Source organism: Streptomyces sp. AN091965, assembly GCF_022698285.1.
Classification (GTDB): domain Bacteria; phylum Actinomycetota; class Actinomycetes; order Streptomycetales; family Streptomycetaceae; genus Streptomyces.
On record NZ_JALDMY010000001.1, the window covers coordinates 7,167,338 to 7,188,603 of the forward strand.

Below are 21,266 nucleotides of genomic sequence, written 5' to 3' on the forward strand. Positions count from 1 at the left end.
CGACACCTCCATGCCTCACCCGGACGGTGACCGGCACGCGATGCTGGGGTGGATCTTAAGCAGGGTGCCGGAGACGTGTCGAGCCGGACGGAGTGCGCGGCGTCGCCCGACGCGTCATCCCTCCGGGTAGAAGACGAACAGGACGCACCCTGTCGCCGTCTGCGGAACGTGTGACGAGCCCGCGGGGGCGTGGAGGAAGGAGCCCGCCGGGTAGTCGCGCTCGCCGTCGTTGAAGACACCGGACACGACGAACACCTCCTCGGGGCCCGGGTCGTGCACGTCCAGGCCCTGCCAGCACGCGCCCGGATCCAGCTCCACCACCTGGGCGCTCGCGCCGTTCTCCCCCTTCCACAGCGGGCGCAGGCGGATGCCGGGGAAGAGCTCGCGGACGGGTGCGTCGCGCACGTGGGACCAGGTGTAGCCGGGGGTGTTCCGCCCGGTCAGCGGGGAGTTCGTTGTCATGGAGCCAGCCTGTCCTGTCACCGAGTCCCCGGCCCAGTGTCAGAAATGACAATCTGCTGTACTTTCCTGCCATGCATCATGTGGTTGCCCTGGTCCACCCGCCCCAGTCGACCTTCGAACTCGGCTGCGCGGCCGATGTGTTCGGCATCGAGCGCCCCGGAATCCCGCGTCGTTACACGTTCAGCGTGTGCACCGAGCACCCCGGGCGGGTCCCGACGCTCGCCGGGTACGACATGTCCGTCGCCGCGGGCCTTGAGGAGGTCGACCGGGCGGACACCGTGCTGGTCCCCGGGTGGCTGCCCACCGAGGAGCCGCCGTCCGCCGCGATCGTGTCGGCCTTGCGCCGCGCGCACGGCCGGGGGGCGCGGGTGGCCAGCATCTGTTCGGGCGCCTTCCCCCTGGCGCGAGCGGGTCTCCTTGACGGGCGGCGCGCCACCACGCACTGGGCGCGGGCGGCGGAACTGGCCGCCGGGTTCCCGGCGGTCCAGGTCGATCCGGACGTGCTGTACGTGGACCACGGCGACGTGGCCACGAGCGCGGGCTCCGGCGCGGGCATCGACCTGTGCCTGCACCTGGTGCGTACGGACCAGGGCGCCGACTACGCCGCCCGCGTGGCCCGGAGCATGGTCATGCCGCCCCACCGCGAGGGCGGGCAGCTCCAGTTCGCGGCGGCGCCGCACGCCGCGCAGATCGACGGCTCGCTCGCTCCGCTCCTTGAGTGGGTGACGGGACGCCTCGGCGAGTCCCTCTCCGTCGAGGACCTGGCGGCACACATCGGCGTCTCCGGGCGCACGCTCGCCCGCCGCTTCACCGAGCAGCTGGGCTCGACCCCGGGGCAGTGGCTCCTCGCCCGGCGCATCACCGCGGCCCGCGAACTCCTTGAGTCCTCCGACCTTCCTCTGGAGGCGATCGCTCACCGGGTCGGCCTCTCCTCGGCCACCAACCTCCACCGGCGCTTCGTACGGGCACTCGGTACGACACCGGGTGCTTACCGGAGGGCGTTCCGGGCGCGCCCCTAGGGGCCGAGCCGCACTCCGCGGGCCTCGGCGACGACGTCCAGGGCTTCGACGTGCCACGAGGAGAAGTGCGCGGCCCGGTGGCAGAACGCCAGCACGTGCTCGTGGGCCTCGGCGGTGCCGATCCTCAGCAAGGCGTGGACGGCCGCCTCCTGCGCGCCGAACCACGCGCCGGGGCCGAGGAGCGCCGTCAGGGGAGCGAGGTCCTCGGGGGTGCCCCGCTCGACGAGCGCGAGGGACGCGGCCTCCCGCGCCGGGCGCGACAGGGCGAGCGGCCCGCCGAGAGGCGCGGCGTACCTGACCTTCGGCGGCAGCTCCGGTGCCGCCGCGAGCCGGAGCAGGGCCGCGGTCGCCTCGGCCTCGGGGCGGGCGGCGAGCGCGGCGACGAGCCGGTCCGCCACGTCGTCGCCCCACTCGTCCGCGCCGTCGGCGAGCGCGACGAGGACGGGCAGGGCGGGGGCGCCGATCCGCCCCAGGGCGAGCACGGCGGTACGGGTGATGTCGGGACCGGTGTCCTCCGGCGCCAGGGCGCGCGTGACGAACTCCCCGAGCGCCCGTGCGGCCTCCGGCACCGGGAACCCGCCGAGCGCCGCCACCGCCCGCGCCCGCACCGCCTCGTGCGGGGAGCGCGCGCAGGCGAGCACCACCGGCAGGGACTCCGGGGCGCCGATCAGGCCGAGGGCCCGGACGGCCCGGGCGCGCAGCGTGCCGGGCTGCTCCTCGTCCGCCGCCAGGGCCGCGAGGGGCGCGGCGGCCCGTGCGTGCCGCAGGGCGCCGAGGGCGTCGGCGGCGGACGCGCGCACCGCCGCCGGGGCCGTCAGGTCCGCCGCGAGGGCGAGCAGCGCCGGGGCGGCCTCCGCGTCCCCGATGCCCCCCAACGCACGTGCCGCACCCCGCTGTTGACCCGCCTTCGTGAGCAGGCTCAGGAGCCTAGGAAACGGTGGATGGGTGAGCTCGGCGATGAGGTCCGCCGCCGTGTCGCTGACGTGCGGGTCGCCCAGCGCCGCGAGGAGGGCGTCCGCCGCCGGCGGGCCCGAGAACGCGGCCAGGGCCCCGGCGGCGGCGCGGCGCACCGCCGGTGCCGCCGACTCGCGCAGCTGGTGCCGGAGCAGCGCGTGGTACGTACCGGGGGCCGACGTGACGAAGAGGCCGGGCTCGGTCGCCACCTGGGCGCAGACGGCGGCGACCGCGTGGGGCGGGCACTCGGGCGCGTCCGGGGTGCGCGCCGCCTCGCGGACGACGTGCCACAGGTGATCCCTGCCGTCGGCGGTCCTGGAGAGCAGAGCGGTCGCGAGCCGCGCCGTTTCGGGGTCGGGGTCGCGTTGCGCGGCGTGGAGCAGCGTCTCGGCGGCCGGGTACGGGTGCGCGGGCGGCCAGTCGGCCTCGGGCAGCTCGTGCAGCGCCCTGAGCGCCGCCCGGCGCAGGTGCTCGCCCGACGCGGGCGACTGCGCCAGGACGAGGAGAGCGGAGCCCGCGCGCCGGTCCCCGATCGCGCCCAGCGCCCGCACCACGTGCTCCGCCTGGGCGGGCAGGCGGCTCCAGAGCGTGGCGAGCAGCGGCGTCACGGCCTCGGGCGCCCGCAGCCGGGCCAGCGCGTCGATCACCCGGAACGTGCTCTTCCCGGCGGCCGTCTGCCGGTCCAGGAGATCCAGCAGGCCTCGGACGACCTCCGGCCCGCCCATGTCGACCAGCGCGTCGGCGGCCGGGCGGTCCAACTGCCCGCGGCTGTGCGGCCCCTCGGCCACGAGCCACAGCAACTCGGGTACGGCACGTTCCGCACGCAGCCGCCCCAGCGCCCTCGCGGCCTGCCACGGCGACCCCACGGACGGGTTCTCCCGCCGCCGCAGACAGGCCAGAAGCGTCTCGACGACCTCCGGCGAACCCGTGCTGCCACCCAACGCCATGGTGGCGAACGCGCCGACGTCGACGGCGTCGGACCGCGCGGCCCGGCACAGCCCCTCGACGTCGCCCGCCATGCGCATGCGCACCAGGTCGGATATCGAGGGCTCCCCCTTCACTCAGGCCTCCCCGCCCTCGTGCTCACCGTCCGACATCGCCACGTACACCGGCGTCCCGACGACGACCGTCAGCTCCCGCCCGTCCTCGCGCGTCACGGTGCCGCTCAGCAGCCGCCGCGCCAGGAACTCGCAGTACACCGGCGGCACCGTCAACGCCTCCGCGAAGTGCAGCACGTCGCGCGCCACGCTCTCCCGGCTCGGCATCCGGCCCCGCCAGCGCCCGTTGAACTGGCTCTCCCACTCCGGCGGGACCTCCTGGAGCAGCCGGAACATCGACGGCAGCCCCGAGTAGCCGACCCGGTGCAGGTCCGGCGCGGCCCGATGCCCGATCAGGTGGTGCGCCGACCCGATCAGCGCGACGACCGTGTCGCCGTCGCGGCCCGTCATCAGCGTCGGACTGTTCGGCTCGCCGTCCCCCACGATCCGCAGCCCCAGGTCCCCCCGGAACCAGGCGCTCGGCTCCGACATCCAGCTGACGTCGAACTCCCGCTCCAGGTACGCCTCCACGAGGTCGAGCCGGTCGTACGTACTCGTGTCGCCACGCGGCGACTGCACGGCCAGGCTGAGGACCTTCAGGTCGACCTTCGCCTCCACGGCGAGCCGCCGCGCCAGCCCGGGCGGGATCTGCTCGTAGAGCATGTCCAGTTTGGCGGTGGAGAGGTAGATGTAGTAGCGCACGCGCCCGCCGCCGTTTTCAGGGACGTCCCTGGGGGAGGGTCAGGAAGGCGGTCCAGGTGGCCTGGGTGAGGGTGAGATGCCCTCTGCCCGGGGCCTTGGAGTCGCGGACGTGGACGACGGTCGGCCCGGCTGCCACTTCGAGGCAGTTACCTCCGTCGCTTCCGCTGTGGCTTGACTTGAACCACGCGTACGCGACTTCCAGGCAGGCCTGCCCGTCTTCGTCGCTGTAGCTGGACTTGAACCACTCAAGCGCGGTGCTGTCGCTCATAGCTCTCCTAGCAACCTGTCCAACAGTGCCCTGGTGTGCTCGGCGTTGAGGGCCTCTGCGCGCAGCATTCCATACTTCTGAACGAGGACCGCCACCGAGTCCGGGTCGGCGATCAGGTGGCTGCCGCGATGGGTCTCCGTGTAGACGAGCCGCTGGTGCTCGGGGGTCTCCAGCACGATGAACGGACCTGTGAGCGCCGCGTTGGAGGTATGGCGCAGTGGCAGAACCTGCAAGGTGAGACCGGGGAGTTCGGAACACTCCCGCAAGTGGCGCAGTTGCCCGGCCTGCGCACTCTTCCCGCCCAGGCGGGCGTGCAGCGCCGCCTCCGCCACCACGAAGCTGGTGATCGGCGGATACCTGCGATGGAGAAGGCCCTGCCGCGCCATCCGCTTGGCGACGAGTTCCTCGATCTTGCCCTCGTCGAACGGCGGAATGCGGCCCCGGAAGAGCTCTCGCGCGTACGCCTCCGTCTGGAGCAGGCCGGGCACCAGCATGGTCTCCAGCCACTCGATCACGATGGCCTCTTGCTCCTGGTCCATGAACTCCTCGGCGAACCGGGGAAGCAAGTCGACCTCTGGCATGTGCTCAACGGCCGTCTCGAACGTCCGGTACGTGCCCAGTAGTTCGTCGAGTTGGATCGCCAGGTCCATCTTCAGGAGTCGTCGGCCCTGCTCGATGGAGGCGATCTGGTCCTCGAGGGCGAAGTGTTCGGCCAGGGACTTCTGGGTGTACCCGGCGCGTTCTCGATGGAGGGCGAGCAGCGCGCCCACCATCTTCATAGCTGAGGCGTTCTTCCGCGATCGTCGCTTCGGCCTGCTCATGTGCTGACAACTCCCCACGCACCGGCTCCGGTTACCGGTGCCAGGTCGTACAACGAATCTGTACGACCTGGCGCACTGCTGGATGGCCACCGTGGGGTGTGACTGTCGTCACGTGAATGGCGAAACTCCCCCCACGCCCCTCCGGGAACGCTTCTACCGGCGGGAGCGGCAGTCGGTCCCGGCGGCCCGGGCGTTCACACACGCCGTGCTCGACGCCTGGGGAATCGAGAAGCGGGCCGATGACATCACGCTCTGTGTGAGCGAGCTGTCGACCAACGCCCTGGTGCACGGCGCTCCGCCAGGGCGGGGGTTCAAGCTCCGGCTGCTCCGCGACGGCGGCGGCGTACGCATCGAGGTCCACGACAGTGGCACCGGCACGTCCCGGCTCGTCGGCGAAGGGGACGCCGACGAGTCGGGGCGCGGGCTCCTGCTGGTGGCGGCCCTGGCCGACAGCTGGGGCGTGGCGGAGCGCCACCCCGGCAAGGTCGTCTGGGCCGAGTTCGCCGACGGCGTCAGCGCAGCAGCTCCACCTCCGAGAGGCTGGCGCGGCCCCCGGTGAAGACCAGGCGGTACTTCACGTACGAGCCGGGATCGCTGACGGTGAACGGACGGGTCTGCCGGTCCCAGGCGAAGGACTCGCCGGACCGCTTGTCGACCGTCGTCCACTTCTCGCCGTCGGGCGAGCCCTGGAGCACCCACCCGCGCGGAGCCTTCGCGGCGTCCGCCGAGGTGAGGGTGTACTGCACGGCCTTGGTGCGGGACGCGACCGGCACCACGACCGACGAGGCGCTCGCGTACGTCGACGAGGAGTTGTCGAACAGTTCACCCTCGACGCGCGTCGCGTCCTCGCGGGGCGAGGGGACCTTGTCGTCGTCCGTGACGGACACCGGCTGGGCGCCCTTGCCGGAGCCCCAGGCGGACGGCTTCGGGCCCATGTCGAATTCGAGGACGCCGCCGCGCGCGATCTCCTCGTGCGGCAGGGCGGTGGAGTTCCACTTCTTGCCGTTGACCTTGAGGCCCTGCACATAGACGTTCTGCGCGCTGTTCTTGGGGGCCTTCACGACGAGCGTGCCGCCGTTGTCGAGGCGTACGGTCGCCTTCTTGAACTGCGGGGAGCCGATGGCGTATTCACCGCTGCCCATGACCAGTGGGTAGAAGCCGAGCGAGGAGAACAGGTACCAGGCCGACTGCTCGCCGTTGTCCTCGTCGCCGTGGTAGCCCTGGCCGATCTCGCTGCCGGTGTACAGGCGGGACAGCACCTCGCGGACCTTCTCCTGGGTCTTCCAGGGCTGCCCGGCCGCGTCGTACATGTACGCGGCGTGGTGCGCGACCTGGTTGGAGTGCCCGTACATGCCCATGCGCACGTCACGGGCCTCGGTCATCTCGTGGATGACGCCCGGGTAGGAGCCGATGAACTCCGGGGACGCCGTCTCGGGCGTCACGAAGTACGTGTCGAGCTTCTTCGCCAGGCCCTTCCGGCCGCCGTAGAGGTTGGCGAGGCCGCGCGAGTCCTGCGGGGCGGTGAAGGCGTAGCCCCAGGCGTTGGTCTCGGTGTAGTCGTGGCCCCACACGCGCGGGTCGAACTTCTCCGAGGGGACGCGCCAGGCGCCCTTCTTGTCCTTGCCCTGGAAGAACCCGGCCTTGGCGTCGAAGAGCTTCACGTAGTCACGGGCGCGGTTGAGGAAGTAGGACGCCTCCTCCTTGTAGCGCTTGTCGCCCGTCTTCTTGAAGAGGGCCTGGCCCATCTTCGCGATGCCGTAGTCGTTGACGTACCCCTCAAGGGCCCACGACAGGCCCTCGTGCGTCTCGGACGGCGTGTAGCCGAGGAACGGCGAGTTCGTCATGCCCTTGCGGCCGTAGCCCGACTTGTCGGGGGCGACCGTCGCGTTCTTCACGGCCGCGTCGTACGCCGCCTTCGCGTCGAAGCCCTTGACGCCCTTCACGTACGCGTCGGCGAACGCCACGTCCGAGGACGTGCCGGTCATCAGGTCCGCGTAGCCCGGCGACGACCAGCGCGAGGTCCAGCCGCCGTCCTTGTAGTGCTGCACGAAGCCGTCGACCAGTTCGCCCGCCTTCTTCGGCGTCAGGAGCGAGTACGCGGGCCACGTCGTGCGATAGGTGTCCCAGAAGCCGTTGTTGACGTACGGCTTGCCCTCGACGATCTTCGCGCCGGTGTGGGTCGGGGTGTCCGGGCTCGGCTGCTTGGTGAACGGGGACGCGTACTTGTACGTCGAACCGACTTTCTCGAAGCCGGAGTTGGGATAGAGGTAGAGCCGGTACAGGCTGGAGTACAGCGACGTCCGCCGGCCCTCGCTCGCGCCCTCCACCTCGACCCGGCCCAGGACGTCGTCCCACTGCTTCTGGGCCTTGTCCTTGACCTTGGCGAAGGACGTGCCCGCGGGGATCTCCGCGTCCAGGTTCGCCTTCGCCTGGTCGACGCTGATCAGGGAGGTGGCCAGGCGCAGCGAGACCTCGCGGTCGGCGCCGGTCTTGAAGCGGAAGTAGCCGGTGGCGTCCGTGGTGCCGCCGCCCGTCAGCTTGCCGCCGTCCGTGACCGGACGGTCGAAGGTGCCGTACACGAACATGCGGGTCGCGCCCGCCGACAGGCCCGACTTCACGTCGGAGTAGCCGGTGACGATCCCCTTCTCCTTGTCGAGGGTCAGGCCGACGGCGTGCTGGGTGTCGCCCGTCTTCTCGATGTTGTCGAAGATCACGCTCGCGTCGTCACCGGGGTAGGTGAACTTGAACATCGCCGCGTGGTCGGTCGGCGTCATCTCGGCCTTCAGGCCGTTCTCGAAGGTCACGCCGTAGTAGTGCGGGCGTGCCGTCTCGTTCTCGTGCCGGAACGGCAGCGCGCGCTTGTCACGGGCCGCGTCCGGGGTGTCCTTCGCGGCCGACGGCATGATCTGGAACGTCTGCCGGTCACCCATCCAGGGGCTCGGCTCATGGCTCGCGCTGAACGCCTGGAGGGTGGGGAGGTTGTCGTCGTTGTTGCCCCGGGAGTAGTCGTAGAGCCAGTCGATGCTGCCCGCGTTGGTCACCGGGGTCCAGAAGTTGAAGCCGTGCGGGACGGCCGTCGCGGGGAAGGTGTTGCCGCGGGAGAAGTCGCGGCTGGAGTTGGTGCCGCGCGTGGTCGAGGCGTAGTCGGAGGGGTGCGCCTTGGGTTTGGGCGGGGCCTTCTCCGCCAGGGATATGTCGTCCACCCAGCCGCGGAACTTCACCGGGCCCTTGGGCGAGTCGTACGCGACGAGGATCCGGTCCACGGTCTTTCCGGCCGCCACGTCACCGACCCGCGACGCCACGTCGTTCCACTGGTTGGCGTAGAGCACCTTGGCCTCGCCCTGCCCGCGCGGAGTGAGCGGGAAGCCGTGCTGGTCGGTTGGCTTGAGGTCGCTCAGATACGTACCGTCGGTGAAGGCGAGGTCCACGGAGACGTTCGTGGCGTCGTACGGCGCCTTCTTGTACTCCTCGTCGTCCATCGACGGGAAGACGCGGTACCCGAGCTCGGTGTCCCGGCCCACCCGCACGTCCACGTCGAAGACCTTGTTGTACGAGTGGCCGCGCCCGGCGGCGGTGTGCGTGCCCGCGTACCTGAGGGCCTGCTTGCCGGTGAAGCCCGCCCGGCCCTTCGCCGTCGGCGACCCGGCCGGGCCGCGGTCGACAGCGCTCTGCATGTCCTCGGGCGGCACGGGGACGTCGGAGCCGCCGACGGACAGCTGGAGGTCGGCGAGCTGGATCTCGGCGCCGCCGTTGTTCGCCGAGATGTCCAGACGGAAGTGCGTGTACGCGGTGTCGTTCGCGAAGTCGTACGTCTTGGTCAGGAACCGCTCGCCGAACGTCTCGCCCTCGCGCTTGTCGAGGTCCTTCCAGTCCCGGCCGTCCGTCGAGCCCTGGAGCGTCCAGCTCTTCGGGTCGCGCTGCGCGTGGTCGTTCGCCGACGTCAGCGCGTACCGCGCCACCTTGGTGGGGGAGTCGAGCGTGAACTCCACCCAGCCCGACTTGGCGAACGTGAGCCACTTCGTGCTCTTCTCGCCGTCGACGAGGTTCTCCTTCACCTCGCCGGAGCCGCTGTGCTCGCCGCTGGCCCTGACGCCCACGACCCGGTCGTTGACGCCGCCGGGTATCCCGGAGGTGAAGGCTCCGTTCACGCCGGCGGCGCGCTTCTTGCCGTCAGGACCGGTCTCCACGGTGTTCAGCCAGTCCGGCGCGGGCTGCCCCGCCTCGAACGAGGAGCTGAACTCCCGCTCCGCGCGCGGCCTCTGCTCAGGGCCCGCCACGGCCGCGCCCTGCGAGGCGGCGACCACGGTCAGGGCGGTGACCCCGACAAGCAGCCCCCCGCCCGGTCTGCGTCCCCGACGTCCGTACCCCATCCCTGACTCCCTCCCTGCCCATCCGGACAACGTTGTCACGCGGCTGCGCAAGGACCAGTAGGGCGGCAAGTGGCGAGCGGTGTCAAGGGTGTTGCCGATGCCGGGAGGCTTCCCGGGGGGCGGGTGCGGCGGCAGCCGCGCTCCCACGGCCTCGCCCCACCCGCGCCCCGACCGCCCTCAGGCGGGCGCGGCCCCGTTCTGCGCGGGGAGCGTGAAGGCCCGCAGGACGAGCGCCGTCTCCATCGCGCACAGGGCCACGCCGAGGGTGACGTGTGCGGCGAGCGAGCCCTCAAGACCCAGCGCGGTCTGGGTGAAGGTGGCCACCAGGATGCCGAGGGTGGCCTTCGGCGGCCAGGTCAGCCAGCGGTTGCGGCGCCACACCAGGACGGCGGCCGCGACTTGGAGGAACACGAGGAGCTCGAAGACGTAGGCGTTGACGCCGTGCGGGTCGATCGAATCGACGTCGCCGTTCAGCAGCATCCCGGCGAGCAGGCCCTGCACCAAGGTCTCAAGACAGGCGAGGGCGGCCACGACCCGCAGCAGTGCGAGGCCGCCGCGACCGTGGACCACCCGGGCCGTGGCCGCCCTGGCGGGGGAGAGCGTGCCCCCGGAAGAAGTGTTGTGCATCGAAGTCCCTTTTCTCGCGGCGGTGTGGCTCATCCGCACGTCCGGCCGACGTGTCAGGACTGGGCGTCGAGCCATTCCCGGAAGCCGGGACCGGCGAGCTTGGCGTGCGGTCCTGGCAGGAACCCGCCTGCCGCCGCGATCTCGGCATCGGGCATGCCGGAGCCGTCGACGGCGACGACCTCGATGCCCCGGCGGGCGCCGAGGAGCCGTGCCGCCTCGGCCATGCTCTCCCTTCGGGGCCCGGCGACCTCGGGGACCGGCGTGCCGGGACGCGCCCCGTCGGGCTCGGTGGCCAGGTCGACCAGCGTTTCCGCCACGGTGCGGCAGGCCACGAGCTGGGTGGGCAGATCAGGGATGTGGGCGACGTCCCCCTGCTGCCAGTCCAGGAGCTGGCCGACGAGTTCGTGGAACTGCGCCGCCCGCAGAAGGCGCGCGGGCAACGGCCCGGACAGGTGGGCCGCCTCGTGGACCTGCTGGGCGGCGACGAATCCGGCGGTGGCCTTGTCGGCGCCGATGATGGACACGGCGGCGATGAGGCCGACCCCGGCACGGTCTCCGGCCTCGTGCAGGTTGCGGGTGGCCGTGCGGAAGAACTCCGTGGCGGCCTCCTGCTCGGAGGCGTGCCACGACGCGACGTCCACGATGACGTCGACCCCGGTGAGCGCCTCGGCCAGGCCCGCTCCGGTGATGATGTCCACGCCGGTCGCGCGGGACATCGGCACGACCGGATGTCCCCGTTCCGTGAGGACGTCCACGACGTGGCGTCCCAGCCGCCCGGTCGCTCCTGCCACTGCGAACTTACTGGTGTTCACGTTCTCTGCCCTTCTCGGCACGGGTGGTCCGTACGCACGGTGCCCTGACGAACACGAGACGCCGGTGCCCCACCGCCCGTAACAGCCGCGGCCGTGTGACACAGGCCACCGGCCGGAGGGTGTTACGGAACGGCGGGCACCGGCGTCTAGTGCGTGGAGCCAGGGGCGGGAAGGAACAGGCGGGAGCCGGGGATGAGCGAGCGCACGGAACACACCACGGGCACGGCCGAGCCGCTCGGCCGTGCCGCCGGAGCGGAGCCGGTGGCTGCCGCCGCCCGGGCGGAGTCGGCGGACTCCGCCACCGAGGCGTTCGTCGCCCACCGCAATCTGCTGTTCACCGTCGCCTACGAGATGCTCGGCTCGGCCGCCGACGCCGAAGACGTCCTCCAGGAGACCTGGCTGCGCTGGGCGGCCGTCGACCCGGCGACCGTGCGGGAGGAACGGGCCTACTTGGTGCGGATCGTCACCCGGCAGGCACTGGACCGGATGCGCGCGCTCGGCCGGCGCAAGGAGTCCTACGTCGGACCGTGGCTGCCCGAGCCGCTCCTCACCGCGCCGGACGTGGCCGAGGACGTCGAGCTGGCCGACAGCCTCTCGATGGCGATGCTCCTGGTGATGGAGACGCTCGCGCCCGTCGAACGAGCGGTGTTCGTGCTGCGCGAGGTGTTCGCTCTCGACTACGACGAGATCGCCGAGGCCGTCGGCAGGAGCCCGGCCGCCGTCCGCCAGCTCGCCTATCGGGCACGGGCACACGTCGCCGCGCGCCGACCGCGCGGCGCCGTGTCCCCGGACCAGACCCGAGCCGCGCTCCGGGCCTTCCAGCGAGCCGTCGAAACCGGCGAGTTGCAGAGCCTGCTCGACGTCCTCGCGCCGGAGGTCGTCGCCCTGAGCGACGGCGGCGGAGTGAAACACGCCCTGTTGCGGCCCATCGTGGGCGCGGACAAGGTGGCCCGTCTGCTGGCGGGCGGCTGGTGGCGGCGCGACGCCGACAGGTCGGTCGAGCCGGTCCAGATCAACGGCGGGCCGGGCCTCGTCGTCCGCGTCGACGGCGAGGTCGACGGTGTCGTGGCCGTGCGGGTCGAGAACGGCTTCGTCACCGGGGCCTACCACGTCCGCAACCCCGAGAAGCTGTCGCGGGTGGCGCGGGAGACCGCCGTCAGCCGCTGATTCCCCGGCCCGACCGTCAGCGGCAGAGGGCCTCGTCCACGACCTTGTCCATGCCGTCCTTGACCGCCTGGCCCGGCTGCGTGGTCACGGCGACGTTGACGGAGCGGACCGGCTCGCCGTGCTTCAGGACGACACCGCCGCGGGTCTCGTAGCCCGTCATGCTGCCGCCGTGGCCCCAGGCGACGCCGCCGCACGACAGGGGCGTCTTCACGAGGCCGAGGCCGTAGCGGGCCCCCTTGGGGAACGGGTACGTGGCGGGGGTGGTCTTCTGCATCTGCTCGAGCTGGTCCTCCTTGAGCAGGCGCCCGCCCAGGAGCGCGGTGTAGAACCGGTTCAGGTCGGTGTTCGTGGAGACCATCTGCCCCGCGGCCCAGGCCCAGGAGGGATCCCACTCCGTGGCGTCGACCAGCGGCGCGCCCGCCGCGGACTGGTAGTAGCCCTGGGGGTGGCGCTCCTTGATGGTCGCGTCGCCGTGGGCGGGGAAGTAGGTGTGGCGCAGGCCGAGGCGCTTGATGACGCGCCGCTCGATCTCCTGGGCGATCGAGCGGTGGGTGATCTTCTCCACGATGAGGCCGAGGACCAGGTAGTTCGTGTTGTTGTACTCCCACTTCCTTCCCGGCTTGAAGTGGGCCTTGTGCTTCAGGGCGCGGGCCAGGAGTTCGCGGGGCTCGTAGGGGTGGATGTCCTCGTCGAGGTAGTCGACGTAACTGGGCAGGCCGCTGCGGTGCTGGAGGAGCTGGCGGATGGTGATCTTCCGCCCGTCGATGCCGTCGCCGCGCAGGACGCCGCGCAGATGGTCGTCGACCTTGTCGCTGAGACGGATCTTCCTCTCGCCGACCAGCTGGAGCACGACGGTCGCGGTGAAGGCCTTGGTGTTGCTGCCGATCCGCACCTGTCCGTCCCGGGGCACCTTCGCGCCGGTGGCGATGTCGCCGACGCCCGCGGTGTACGTACGGGTGCGGCCTTCGCGGTCCGTCACGCTCGCCAGGGCGCCGGGCACGCTGTGGGGGTCCACCAGGGCGTTCAGGCCGCGCTGGACGGGGTCGGGCGCGGCGGCGGTGGCCGTCGCCGAGGGCGCGAGGGCTCCGAGGGCCATGACCGCGGCGGCCGCCACGGACACCGACGGCACGAGGGAGCGCCGAACGCGTCGCCGCCGCTGCTCGGACGGGCGGGACCTCTGCCATGTCTGCGTGCGCATGAGCCAACTCCTCAAGGGGATGGGGGAATGGGTACTAGTCGGTCGGGCAGGTCAGGTCCCTGGCGGGGAGCCTGCCCGTGGTCAGGTAGCGCGTGGCGGTGTCGTCCGCGCAGGAGTTGGTGCCGTTGACGATGTGGCCCTCTCCTCCGGCGACGGTGACCATCCGGGAGCCGTGCAGGACCCGGTGCATGGCCCGGGCGCCGGGCAGGGGCGTCTGCGGGTCCCACGCGTTCTGCACGATCAGCGCGCGGGCCGTGTTGTTCACCGTGGTCGCGGGCTCGCTGCCCGGCTGCCAGAAGGCGCACGGCTTGATGCCGGACGCGAAGTCGCCGGACAGCGGGTACCGGGCCTTGTCGCGGATCGCGTCGCGCCGGTACCGCTGGGGGTCGCTCGGCCACGAGGCGCGGGTGTCGGCGCAGAGGACGGACCAGGCGGCGGCTGTGTCGTTGTCGGCGGGGATGGCGGGGGAGGCGTGGGCGCCGGGGGTTCCGGGCGCGCCGGGGGCAGCGAGGGCGGGTGCCGGCGGGGCGGGACGCGGGGCCCGGACCGGCGGGGCCGCCTTTCCGGCTTCGGCCCGCTGCCCGGCTTCGGCCCGCTTCCCGCTCCCGGCCGCCTTCTTCAGCCCGGTGACCCACACGGCGGCCTTGCGCACGTGGAAGAACGTGGTGCGCTGAGCGCGGAGGTCGTCACCGGTGAGGCGCTGACCGTCGAGGACGAGCGGCTCGCGGTCGGCCCGGGCGACCAGGCCCCAGAAGGCCGACCGGACCTCGGCGGGGGTCCTGCCGAGCCCGTACGCCGCGTGCCGCCGGGCGGTCCACGCGCTCCACCGCGCGAAGGCGGGTTCGGCGCCCTCCGCCATCGCCAGGAACATGCCGCGCCCGTACCGCCCCGGATCGGCCGCGCTGTCGAGGACGAACCGGTCGGCCCGGCGCGGGAACATCTGCGTGTACACGGCCCCGAGGTAGGTGCCGTAGGAGAACCCCAGGTAGGAGATCTTCTTCTCGCCCAGCACGGCACGGACGACGTCCATGTCGCGGGCGGTGTTGCGGGTGGTGAGGTGCCGCAGCCCGGCGCCCCGCGCGGCCCGGCACTTGGCGGCCACCGTCCGGGCCCACCGCACGTCCTTCGCGAAGGTCCGCGCCGCGTACGGGTGCTCCATCTCCTGCTCGCCGCGCGTCAGACCGCAGCTGACGGGAGAGCTGCGCCCGATGCCCCGCGGGTCGAATCCGATGAGGTCGTACCGTTCGCGTACGTCGTCGGAGAGGCGCATCGCCGGGTCGACCGGCAGATGGAGGCCGGGCCCGCCGGGGCCGCCGGGGTTGAGCAGCAGCACGCCCCGGCGTTCCGCCGCGCTCGTCGCCTTCAGGCGGGATATCGCGATGGTCGTCCTCGTGCCGCCCGGGTCGCCGTAGTCCAGCGGCACTTCGAGGGTCGCGCACTGAAAGGCGGCGGGGCTCCGGGCGTCGCAGCGCTGCCAGTGGGGCTGCTGCTGGGCGTACGGGCGAAGAGGATCTCCGGCCGTGGCGGCTTCGGGTGCGGCGGTTGCCGCCGCCGGTGTCAGGGCCGGGACGAAGGCCGCCGTGATGCCGACTGCCAGAAGAGACGCCGTGCGGGTTGCGCGCGCCACGATGTTCCTTCCCATCGGTCAGGCACCGCCGAACTGGTCGCGGACGCACTGCGCGTACTGCCGGAAGCTGTCGGGCTCGTAGCACTCCTGCGTCTGGTTCGCGTACCAGACGAAGAGGAAGGCGGCCGCGACGGACGCCGTGATCGCGAGGGCCGACGTCACCACACCGGCGACGGCCCTGCCCCGGCCGACGCCGGTCCGCCGGGCCGTCCGCAGGGCACCGAGGCCCAGGACCAGACCGACGACCCCGAGCAGGCCGCCGACGAAGACGACCGAGGTGCCCAGGCCGACGACACCGAGGACCAGGGCGGCCCGGGCCGTGCGGTTCCCGCCGCCCGGGGCCCGCGTGCCGGGGGCTCCGTGGGGTGTTCCCGTCCTCGCGGGCCATGCCGGGTGGCGCTGGTGCATTTCCAGCTCTTGCGTGTTCATCGGTCGTCCTCCGGTCCGTCGTTCCGGGAAAGATCCTGCTTTTCGGGGCCCGGAAACACATCGCGGAAAAGCGGGAAAAGGAGCTCCCCCGATCGGGGGAGGCCGCCCGTGGGACCTCCGGGGATACTGGACGAATCATGTTGAGGGGAATACGGCCGCTGCTGCGCGGCTCCACATACGCAGGCATGCTGTTCGCCGTTCTCGGCGCCTTCGCGAGCCTTCCGCTGCTGCCTTTCGCCATGCTTCCGGCGCTGGGATGGCGGTCCGCTCCTTATGGCGTGCAGGTCGCTCTGACCCTGCTCGTCTGGGCGGCGCTGATCGGCGCGGTGGGCCTCGCGCGCACCACGCGGCGCGGGCTGGTCGCGGCCGCCCGCCGACTGCTGAAGGTGGCGTTGCCGGCTCCCGCGGCCGCGCCCGCCCCCGCCGTCGACCGCCTGCGGACCCCCCTCTGGCTGCTGCTGCACGTGGCCATCGGGTGGACGGGGGCGCTGGTGGGCGGCCTGCTGCTGCTCCTGGGCGTGACCCTGCCGGGCGGCTGGCTCGACGCCGAGCTCGAGCTGAGCCTGTTCGGCCGCTCCGCGCGGCCGGGCGACGGCTGGGCGAGCTGGGCGGTGGGGCTCGCCTGCCTGCTCCTCGCGGCGGCCGTGTGCGCGGCGGTGACGAGCGCCCTGCGGTGGCTCGCGCCCGGGCTCCTCGGACCGTCGTCGGCCGAGCGGCTCGCGCTCGCGGCCGAGCGGGAGCGGGCCCTCGCCGAACGCAACCGCCTCGCCCACGAGCTGCACGACTCGATCGGGCACACGCTCACGGCGACCACGATCCAGGCGGCCGTCGCGGGCGAGGTGCTCGCCGCCGACCCGGTGGCCGCGCGGGCCGCCCTGCGCAGCATCGAGGAGTCGGCCAGGTCCGCCCTCGAAGACCTCGACTACGTGCTCGGCGTGCTGCGCGAGCAGGAGTCGGAGACGGCCCCGGCCCGCACCCTGGCCGATCTGCCCGAGCTCTTCGACCGGCTGCGGCACGCGGGCGCGGCGGTGGAGCCCGACCTCACGGGCGACCTCGCGCAGGTGCAGGGCACGCTCTCCCGGGCCGCGTACCGGATCCTCCAGGAAGGCCTGACGAACGCGCTGCGGCACGGGGCGGGCGGCCCCCTCCAGGTCCGCGTGGCGGCCGCGCCCGACAGCCTCGAACTCCGCGTGGTCAACCGGACCGGGGCGGGTCCCGGCCGGAGCCCGGGCGCCTTCCCGACCTCCGGGCACGGCCTGCCCGGACTCGCCGAGCGGGTGCGGCTGCTGCACGGCGAGATGGAGTCCGGCGCGGACGGGCCGCACCACTGGCGGCTGGCGGTGCGGCTGCCCGTACGGTTGTCGGCATGATCGCCGCAGCCGCGGGCGCGGGTCCCGACACGCCCGACCCCGCCTCCGCCTCCGCCGCGCCCGGCTCCGCGTCCGCGTCCGTGGCGCCTGGCTCCGCGTCCGCCTCGGCCGCGCCTGGCTCCGCGTCCGCCGCGCCTGGCCCCGCGTCCGCGTCCGTGGCGCCCGGCTCCGTGTCCGCGTCCGCCGCGCTCGGCCCCGCCTCCGCCTCCGCCTCCGCCTCCCCCGCGCCCGCGCCCGCGTCCGCGTCCGTCGCGCCCGCGCCCGCGTCCGCGTCTGTCGCGCCCGGCCCCGCCGACACCCCCGTCACCCTCCTGATCGCGGACGACGACGCGGTGACGCGCAGCGGGTTGCGCGTGCTGCTCGCGGCGCAGCCGGGCATCGCCGTGGTCGGTGAGGCCGCCGACGGCGTCGAGGCGGTGGAGCAGGCGCGGCGGCTGCGCCCCGACGTGGTCCTGATGGACGTACGGATGCCGCGCCGCAACGGGATCGAGGCCACCCGGCACCTCCTCGCCGACACCGCCGAGCCCCCGAAGGTCGTGGTGATCACCACCTTCGAGAACGACGACTACGTCACCGCCGCGCTCAGCGCCGGGGCCAGCGGGTTCGTGCTCAAGCGGCGCCCGGTCCCGCAGATCGCGGAGGCGGTGCGCGTGGTGGCGGCGGGGGAGGCGATCCTCTTCCCCTCGGCGCTGCGCCGGATGGTCGCGGCCCGCCCGCTGGACTCCGCCGACGCGCTGCCGAACGCGGCGCTCACGGGGCGCGAGGAGGAGGTGCTGCGGCGCATGGCCACCGGCCTGTCCAACCCGGAGATCGCCGAGTCGCTCACGGTGAGCCTGGAGACGGTGAAGACCCACGTCGGGAACGTGCTCACCAAGCTCGGCGCCCAGAACAGGACCCACGCCGTGGTGATCGCCTACGAATCCGGCCTGGTGGTGCCGGGCTTCCCCGGCTGACAGGCCCCCGGCCGCCCCGTCCGTCGCACTCCCGGCCGCTCCGCCGTCGCAGTCCGGGTTGCCCCACCTGGCCAGCCCCCCGGGAGGTTGCCCCATCTGACCAGCCCCCGGAGTTGCCCCGCCCCGCCGCAGTCCCGGCGGCCCCGCCCGCCGCATCCCCGGCTGCCCCGCCCCGCTCCGCCGCAGTCCCGGGTGCCCGACTCACCGCATCCCCGGCGGCCCCACCCGCTGCCCTGCCCCGCCCCGCTCCGCCCCGCCCACCCCAGTCCCAGCCGATCCGTCCGCCGCGTCCCGCTCACTTCGCTCGCCGCGCCCTGGCCGAACTGCCCGCCGTGTTCCGGTCGTTCCGCCCGCCGTCACCTTGGCCGGTCTGGCCGCTGCATCCCCGGCCGCCTCGCCCGCCTGGCCCCGGCCCCCGCGCCCGGGCCGCCCGTCGCCCAGCGGTCCCCGTCACCGCGTCCCACCCGCACCGTTCACCGTGTCCTGGCAACTGTCCGTCGCCTTCTGGCTGTTCCGCCCACCGCCGCCCCAGTGGCCACGCCCCCGGGTCGTCCCGGTCGTCTCGTCCGCCGCGTACCGGCCAGAACACTTACCGCGCCCAGGTCGCCCCACCCGCCGTGTCTTGGCGGCCCCGAGCCCCGGCGGCCCGGTGGCCCCGAGCCCCGGTGGCCCCGAGCCCCGGCGGCCGCGCCCCGCCGCGCCCGCGCACCCCGTCGAACCGCCCAAGGTCAAGACACCCGCGTCCCCCGGGAATTGGACTTTCCGAATTGGTCCGTACTATTTCCCGGCATGCCCGCCATAAAGAGGTCTCAACTCGGAAAAGGTGGCTGCCCAAAGCTGCATTCGATCTTGCTTGCTCGGTGGCGAGTGGACTATACCTGTGCGCGTCCGCACGGCCCGTTCGGCAAGCCGTGGTTCGCCCTTTCGAGCGCCGCCGGACACGTCCCGCACCATCGCACGACCCCAGCTTCACTACTCCGCGGTGCCGGGGAGGATCCGGTTCACCGCCTGAGTCCTGGAAGAGAGCGAGGACTTGAGCATGGGATCCACCTCTGGAACGCCCGGTATGTCCGGCGTCGGCCGCCGCGACCTGATCAAGCGCAGCGCGGCCCTCGGCCTCATCACCGTCCCCACGATGGGCTTCCTGTCCGCGTGCGCCTCCGGCGGCGGTGACGACGACGAGAAGGCCAAGACGGTCAAGAAGACCAAGGACAACCCCTTCGGCGTCGCCAAGGACAACGACCTGGACGTCTTCATCTTCAAGGGCGGCTACGGCGACGAGTACGCCAAGGCGTGGGAGGCCTCCTTCGAGAAGAAGTACGGCGGCGAGGTCTCCCACAGCGGCGAGCAGGACGTGACCGGAAAGCTCCAGCCCCGCTTCAACAAGGGCAACCCGCCGGACGTCGTCGACGACTCCGGGTCGAAGAAGATGAAGCTCGACACGCTGTTCAAGGACGGCCATCTGACCGACCTCACCCAGCTGCTCGACGCGCCGTCCATCGACGACCCGAGCAAGAAGATCCGGGACATCATGCTGCCCGGCACCATCGAACAGGGCACGTTCGGCGGGAAGTTCCACGCGCTGTTCTACGTCTACGCGGCCTGGGGCCTCTGGTACTCCAACAAGCTCTTCAAGAAGCACGGTTGGGACGTCCCCAAGACCTGGGACCAGCTCCTCGACATCATGAAGGACGCCAAGTCCAAGGGCATCGGCGGCCTCGCCCACCAGGGCAAGTACCCGTACTACATGAACATCGTGATCATGGACCTGATCGCCAAGACCGGCGGCATGGACGCCGTGAAGGCGATCGACAACCTCGACCCCAAGGCGTTCGTCGGCAACGAGGCCGCCGAGCGCTCCATCGAGGCGGTCTACGAGATCGTGGAGAAGGGCCTGTTGATGCCGGGCACCAACTCCCTGGAGCACACCGAGGCCCAGACCAAGTGGAACGAGTACAAGGCGGTCTTCATCCCGTCCGGCTCCTGGCTGGAGAACGAGCAGGCCAAGCAGACGCCCGCGGACTTCGAGATGACGTTCCTGCCGCTGCCGCTGCTCCCCGACTCCAAGATGAAGCTGCACGCCGTGCGCGTCGGCGCCGACGAGCCCTTCATCGTGCCGTCCAAGGCCAAGAACGTCCCCGGCGGCCTGGAGTTCCTGCGCCGGATGCTGTCGAAGGAAGGCGCGACGGACTTCGCCAAGAAGGCCAGTTCGCTCTCCGTGCTCGGCCCGGAGTACGTCGACAAGAGCGTCGAGCTGCGCCCCGGCATCAAGACCGCGCTCGCGGCCGTCGACGACTGCCCGGTCCCGGAGCGCTTCAACTTCCGCTATTCGGAGTGGTACGGCGAACTGGACGTCGAGATCCAGAACGCCACCGGTGAACTGATGGCCAAGCGCCTCACGCCGAAGAAGTGGCTGGAGCGCTGCCAGAAAGCGGTCGACAAGGAACGCGCCAAGGGCACGGACAAGAACAAGAGGAAGTAGCCACGGGGTTTCAGGCGAGCCAGGAGCAGGGTGTCATGCATCGGAACAAGTACCCGTTCATCGTGGGATTCCTCGTCCTTCCCGTCGGCCTCTACCTGTTGCTGGTGATCTGGCCGTACATCCAGACCATCAGCTACTCGTTCACCGACTGGAGCGGCGCCTCCCAGAACTTCGGTTTCGTCGGGTTCGACAATTACAAGGACCTGGCGGACGACGACGTCTTCTTGAAGGCGCTCCAGCACAACGCCCTGCTCCTGGTCCTCGTGCCGACCCTGACCATCCTGCTCTCGCTGTTCTTCGCCTTCATGGTGAACGTCGGCGGGCGCGGCGGCGCGGGCGGCGTCTCGGGCGTGAAGGGGTCCGGTTTCTACCGGATCGTCTTCTTCTTCCCGCAGGTCCTGTCCGTCGCGATCCTCGCCATCCTCTTCAAGGCGGTCTACCGCGGCGACGACTCGGGTCTGATCAACGGCAGCCTCCAGGCCGTCGGGCTCGGCGACAAGAACCACCCGACGGAGTGGCTGAACGACCCCGACCTGGTCCTGTGGTGCATCGTCTTCGTGATGATCTGGGCCGGCGCGGGCTTCTACATGGTCCTGTTCTCCGCCGCCATGCAGTCCATCCCCAAGGACATCTACGAGGCCGCGCTCCTCGACGGCGCCGGGCGGATCCAGACCTTCTTCCGGGTGACGCTCCCGCTGCTCTGGGAGACCATCCAGACGGCCTGGGTGTTCCTCGCGATCCTCTCCATGGACGCGTTCCTGCTGATCTCCACGCTCACCTCGCAGGACTTCGGCGGCGGCCCCGACCACAGCAGCGAGGTCATCTCGACGTACCTGATGCGCAACTTCCAGACGTACAGCAAGAGCGGCTACGCCTGCGCCATGGGCGTCGTGATGCTGCTGCTCACCCTGATCGTGTCCATCGTCACGCTGCGGCTCAGCCGCCGCGAGCGCATCGAGTACTAGGGA

Annotated in this window: 18 protein-coding genes; 7 read left to right on the plus strand and 11 right to left on the minus strand. The window is 71.9% G+C overall.

All coding sequences use genetic code 11. From position 1 onward, the window contains the following. Positions 1 to 114: 114 nt before the first annotated feature. Complete coding sequence (locus MQV74_RS30615) at positions 115 to 462, minus strand: cupin domain-containing protein (RefSeq protein ID WP_242724924.1); 348 nt, start codon at positions 460 to 462, stop codon at positions 115 to 117. A gap of 71 nt (positions 463 to 533) precedes the next feature. Between MQV74_RS30615 and MQV74_RS30620 the strand changes: the two genes are divergently transcribed. Further along, on the plus strand, positions 534 to 1,481 hold the full coding sequence (locus tag MQV74_RS30620; RefSeq protein WP_242724925.1) for a helix-turn-helix domain-containing protein: 948 nt from the start codon (positions 534 to 536) through the stop codon (positions 1,479 to 1,481). Here MQV74_RS30620 and MQV74_RS30625 read toward each other — a convergent pair. The 4 genes from MQV74_RS30625 to MQV74_RS30640 are packed head-to-tail and all read right to left on the minus strand — an operon-like array spanning position 1,478 to position 5,221. After that, positions 1,478 to 3,496, minus strand: coding sequence for a HEAT repeat domain-containing protein (locus MQV74_RS30625; protein WP_242724927.1), 2,019 nt, complete (start codon positions 3,494 to 3,496; stop codon positions 1,478 to 1,480). The two genes, MQV74_RS30620 and MQV74_RS30625, sit on opposite strands and share 4 nt — an antisense overlap. Continuing rightward, positions 3,497 to 4,174 (minus strand): DUF7019 family protein, encoded by a 678-nt coding sequence (locus tag MQV74_RS30630; protein WP_242724929.1) that lies wholly within the window; start codon positions 4,172 to 4,174, stop codon positions 3,497 to 3,499. A 16-nt stretch (positions 4,175 to 4,190) separates the two neighbouring features. Continuing rightward, a complete protein-coding gene (locus tag MQV74_RS30635; RefSeq protein WP_242724938.1) occupies positions 4,191 to 4,442 on the minus strand; it encodes a DUF397 domain-containing protein in 252 nt (83 codons plus the stop codon). Beyond that, positions 4,439 to 5,221 (minus strand): helix-turn-helix transcriptional regulator, encoded by a 783-nt coding sequence (locus MQV74_RS30640; RefSeq protein WP_308402330.1) that lies wholly within the window; start codon positions 5,219 to 5,221, stop codon positions 4,439 to 4,441. The genes MQV74_RS30635 and MQV74_RS30640 overlap by 4 nt, the downstream gene beginning before the upstream one ends. Before the next feature lie 154 nt (positions 5,222 to 5,375). On the opposite strand from MQV74_RS30640, the gene MQV74_RS30645 reads away from it, so the two are divergent. Further along, entirely contained in the window at positions 5,376 to 5,822 is a 447-nt protein-coding gene (locus MQV74_RS30645) for an ATP-binding protein (protein ID WP_374120717.1), read from the plus strand. Here MQV74_RS30645 and MQV74_RS30650 read toward each other — a convergent pair. The 3 genes from MQV74_RS30650 to MQV74_RS30660 form a co-directional block, all read right to left on the minus strand. Beyond that, on the minus strand, positions 5,776 to 9,633 hold the full coding sequence (locus MQV74_RS30650; RefSeq protein WP_242724954.1) for a GH92 family glycosyl hydrolase: 3,858 nt from the start codon (positions 9,631 to 9,633) through the stop codon (positions 5,776 to 5,778). The two genes, MQV74_RS30645 and MQV74_RS30650, sit on opposite strands and share 47 nt — an antisense overlap. A gap of 177 nt (positions 9,634 to 9,810) precedes the next feature. Then, the gene (locus MQV74_RS30655) at positions 9,811 to 10,260 is read right to left on the minus strand and encodes a hypothetical protein (RefSeq protein ID WP_242724955.1); all 450 of its coding nucleotides are present in this window, start codon (positions 10,258 to 10,260) and stop codon (positions 9,811 to 9,813) included. A gap of 53 nt (positions 10,261 to 10,313) precedes the next feature. Then, positions 10,314 to 11,072, minus strand: a complete 759-nt coding sequence (locus MQV74_RS30660; protein WP_242724957.1) for an SDR family oxidoreductase — start codon at positions 11,070 to 11,072, stop codon at positions 10,314 to 10,316. A gap of 192 nt (positions 11,073 to 11,264) precedes the next feature. On the opposite strand from MQV74_RS30660, the gene MQV74_RS30665 reads away from it, so the two are divergent. After that, positions 11,265 to 12,239, plus strand: coding sequence for an RNA polymerase sigma-70 factor (locus MQV74_RS30665; protein WP_242724959.1), 975 nt, complete (start codon positions 11,265 to 11,267; stop codon positions 12,237 to 12,239). A 16-nt stretch (positions 12,240 to 12,255) separates the two neighbouring features. Here the strand turns inward: MQV74_RS30665 and MQV74_RS30670 are convergent, their stop codons facing one another. From MQV74_RS30670 to MQV74_RS30680, 3 genes are read right to left on the minus strand one after another with little or no spacing between them, the layout of a single operon-like run. Then, positions 12,256 to 13,437, minus strand: a complete 1,182-nt coding sequence (locus MQV74_RS30670; RefSeq protein ID WP_242724961.1) for a serine hydrolase domain-containing protein — start codon at positions 13,435 to 13,437, stop codon at positions 12,256 to 12,258. 34 nt (positions 13,438 to 13,471) lie between these two features. Further along, the gene (locus MQV74_RS30675; protein ID WP_374120718.1) at positions 13,472 to 15,079 is read right to left on the minus strand and encodes an alpha/beta hydrolase; all 1,608 of its coding nucleotides are present in this window, start codon (positions 15,077 to 15,079) and stop codon (positions 13,472 to 13,474) included. Positions 15,080 to 15,082: 3 nt separating this feature from the next. Next, positions 15,083 to 15,493 (minus strand): DUF4190 domain-containing protein, encoded by a 411-nt coding sequence (locus MQV74_RS30680; RefSeq protein WP_242724966.1) that lies wholly within the window; start codon positions 15,491 to 15,493, stop codon positions 15,083 to 15,085. A 185-nt stretch (positions 15,494 to 15,678) separates the two neighbouring features. Here MQV74_RS30680 and MQV74_RS30685 point away from each other — a divergent pair, with 185 nt between their 5' ends. From MQV74_RS30685 to MQV74_RS30700, 4 genes are all read left to right on the plus strand, one after another. Next, complete coding sequence (locus tag MQV74_RS30685) at positions 15,679 to 16,863, plus strand: sensor histidine kinase (protein WP_278194250.1); 1,185 nt, start codon at positions 15,679 to 15,681, stop codon at positions 16,861 to 16,863. Positions 16,864 to 17,174: 311 nt separating this feature from the next. Then, entirely contained in the window at positions 17,175 to 17,816 is a 642-nt protein-coding gene (locus MQV74_RS30690) for a response regulator transcription factor (RefSeq protein WP_242729242.1), read from the plus strand. A 1,039-nt stretch (positions 17,817 to 18,855) separates the two neighbouring features. Then, positions 18,856 to 20,298 carry an N-acetylglucosamine/diacetylchitobiose ABC transporter substrate-binding protein gene (gene ngcE, locus MQV74_RS30695; RefSeq protein ID WP_242724972.1) on the plus strand — a complete coding sequence of 481 codons (1,443 nt, stop codon included), beginning with the start codon at positions 18,856 to 18,858 and terminating at the stop codon, positions 20,296 to 20,298. Between the two features lie 35 nt (positions 20,299 to 20,333). Next, a complete protein-coding gene (locus tag MQV74_RS30700; protein ID WP_242724975.1) occupies positions 20,334 to 21,263 on the plus strand; it encodes a carbohydrate ABC transporter permease in 930 nt (309 codons plus the stop codon). Positions 21,264 to 21,266 lie beyond the last annotated feature (3 nt).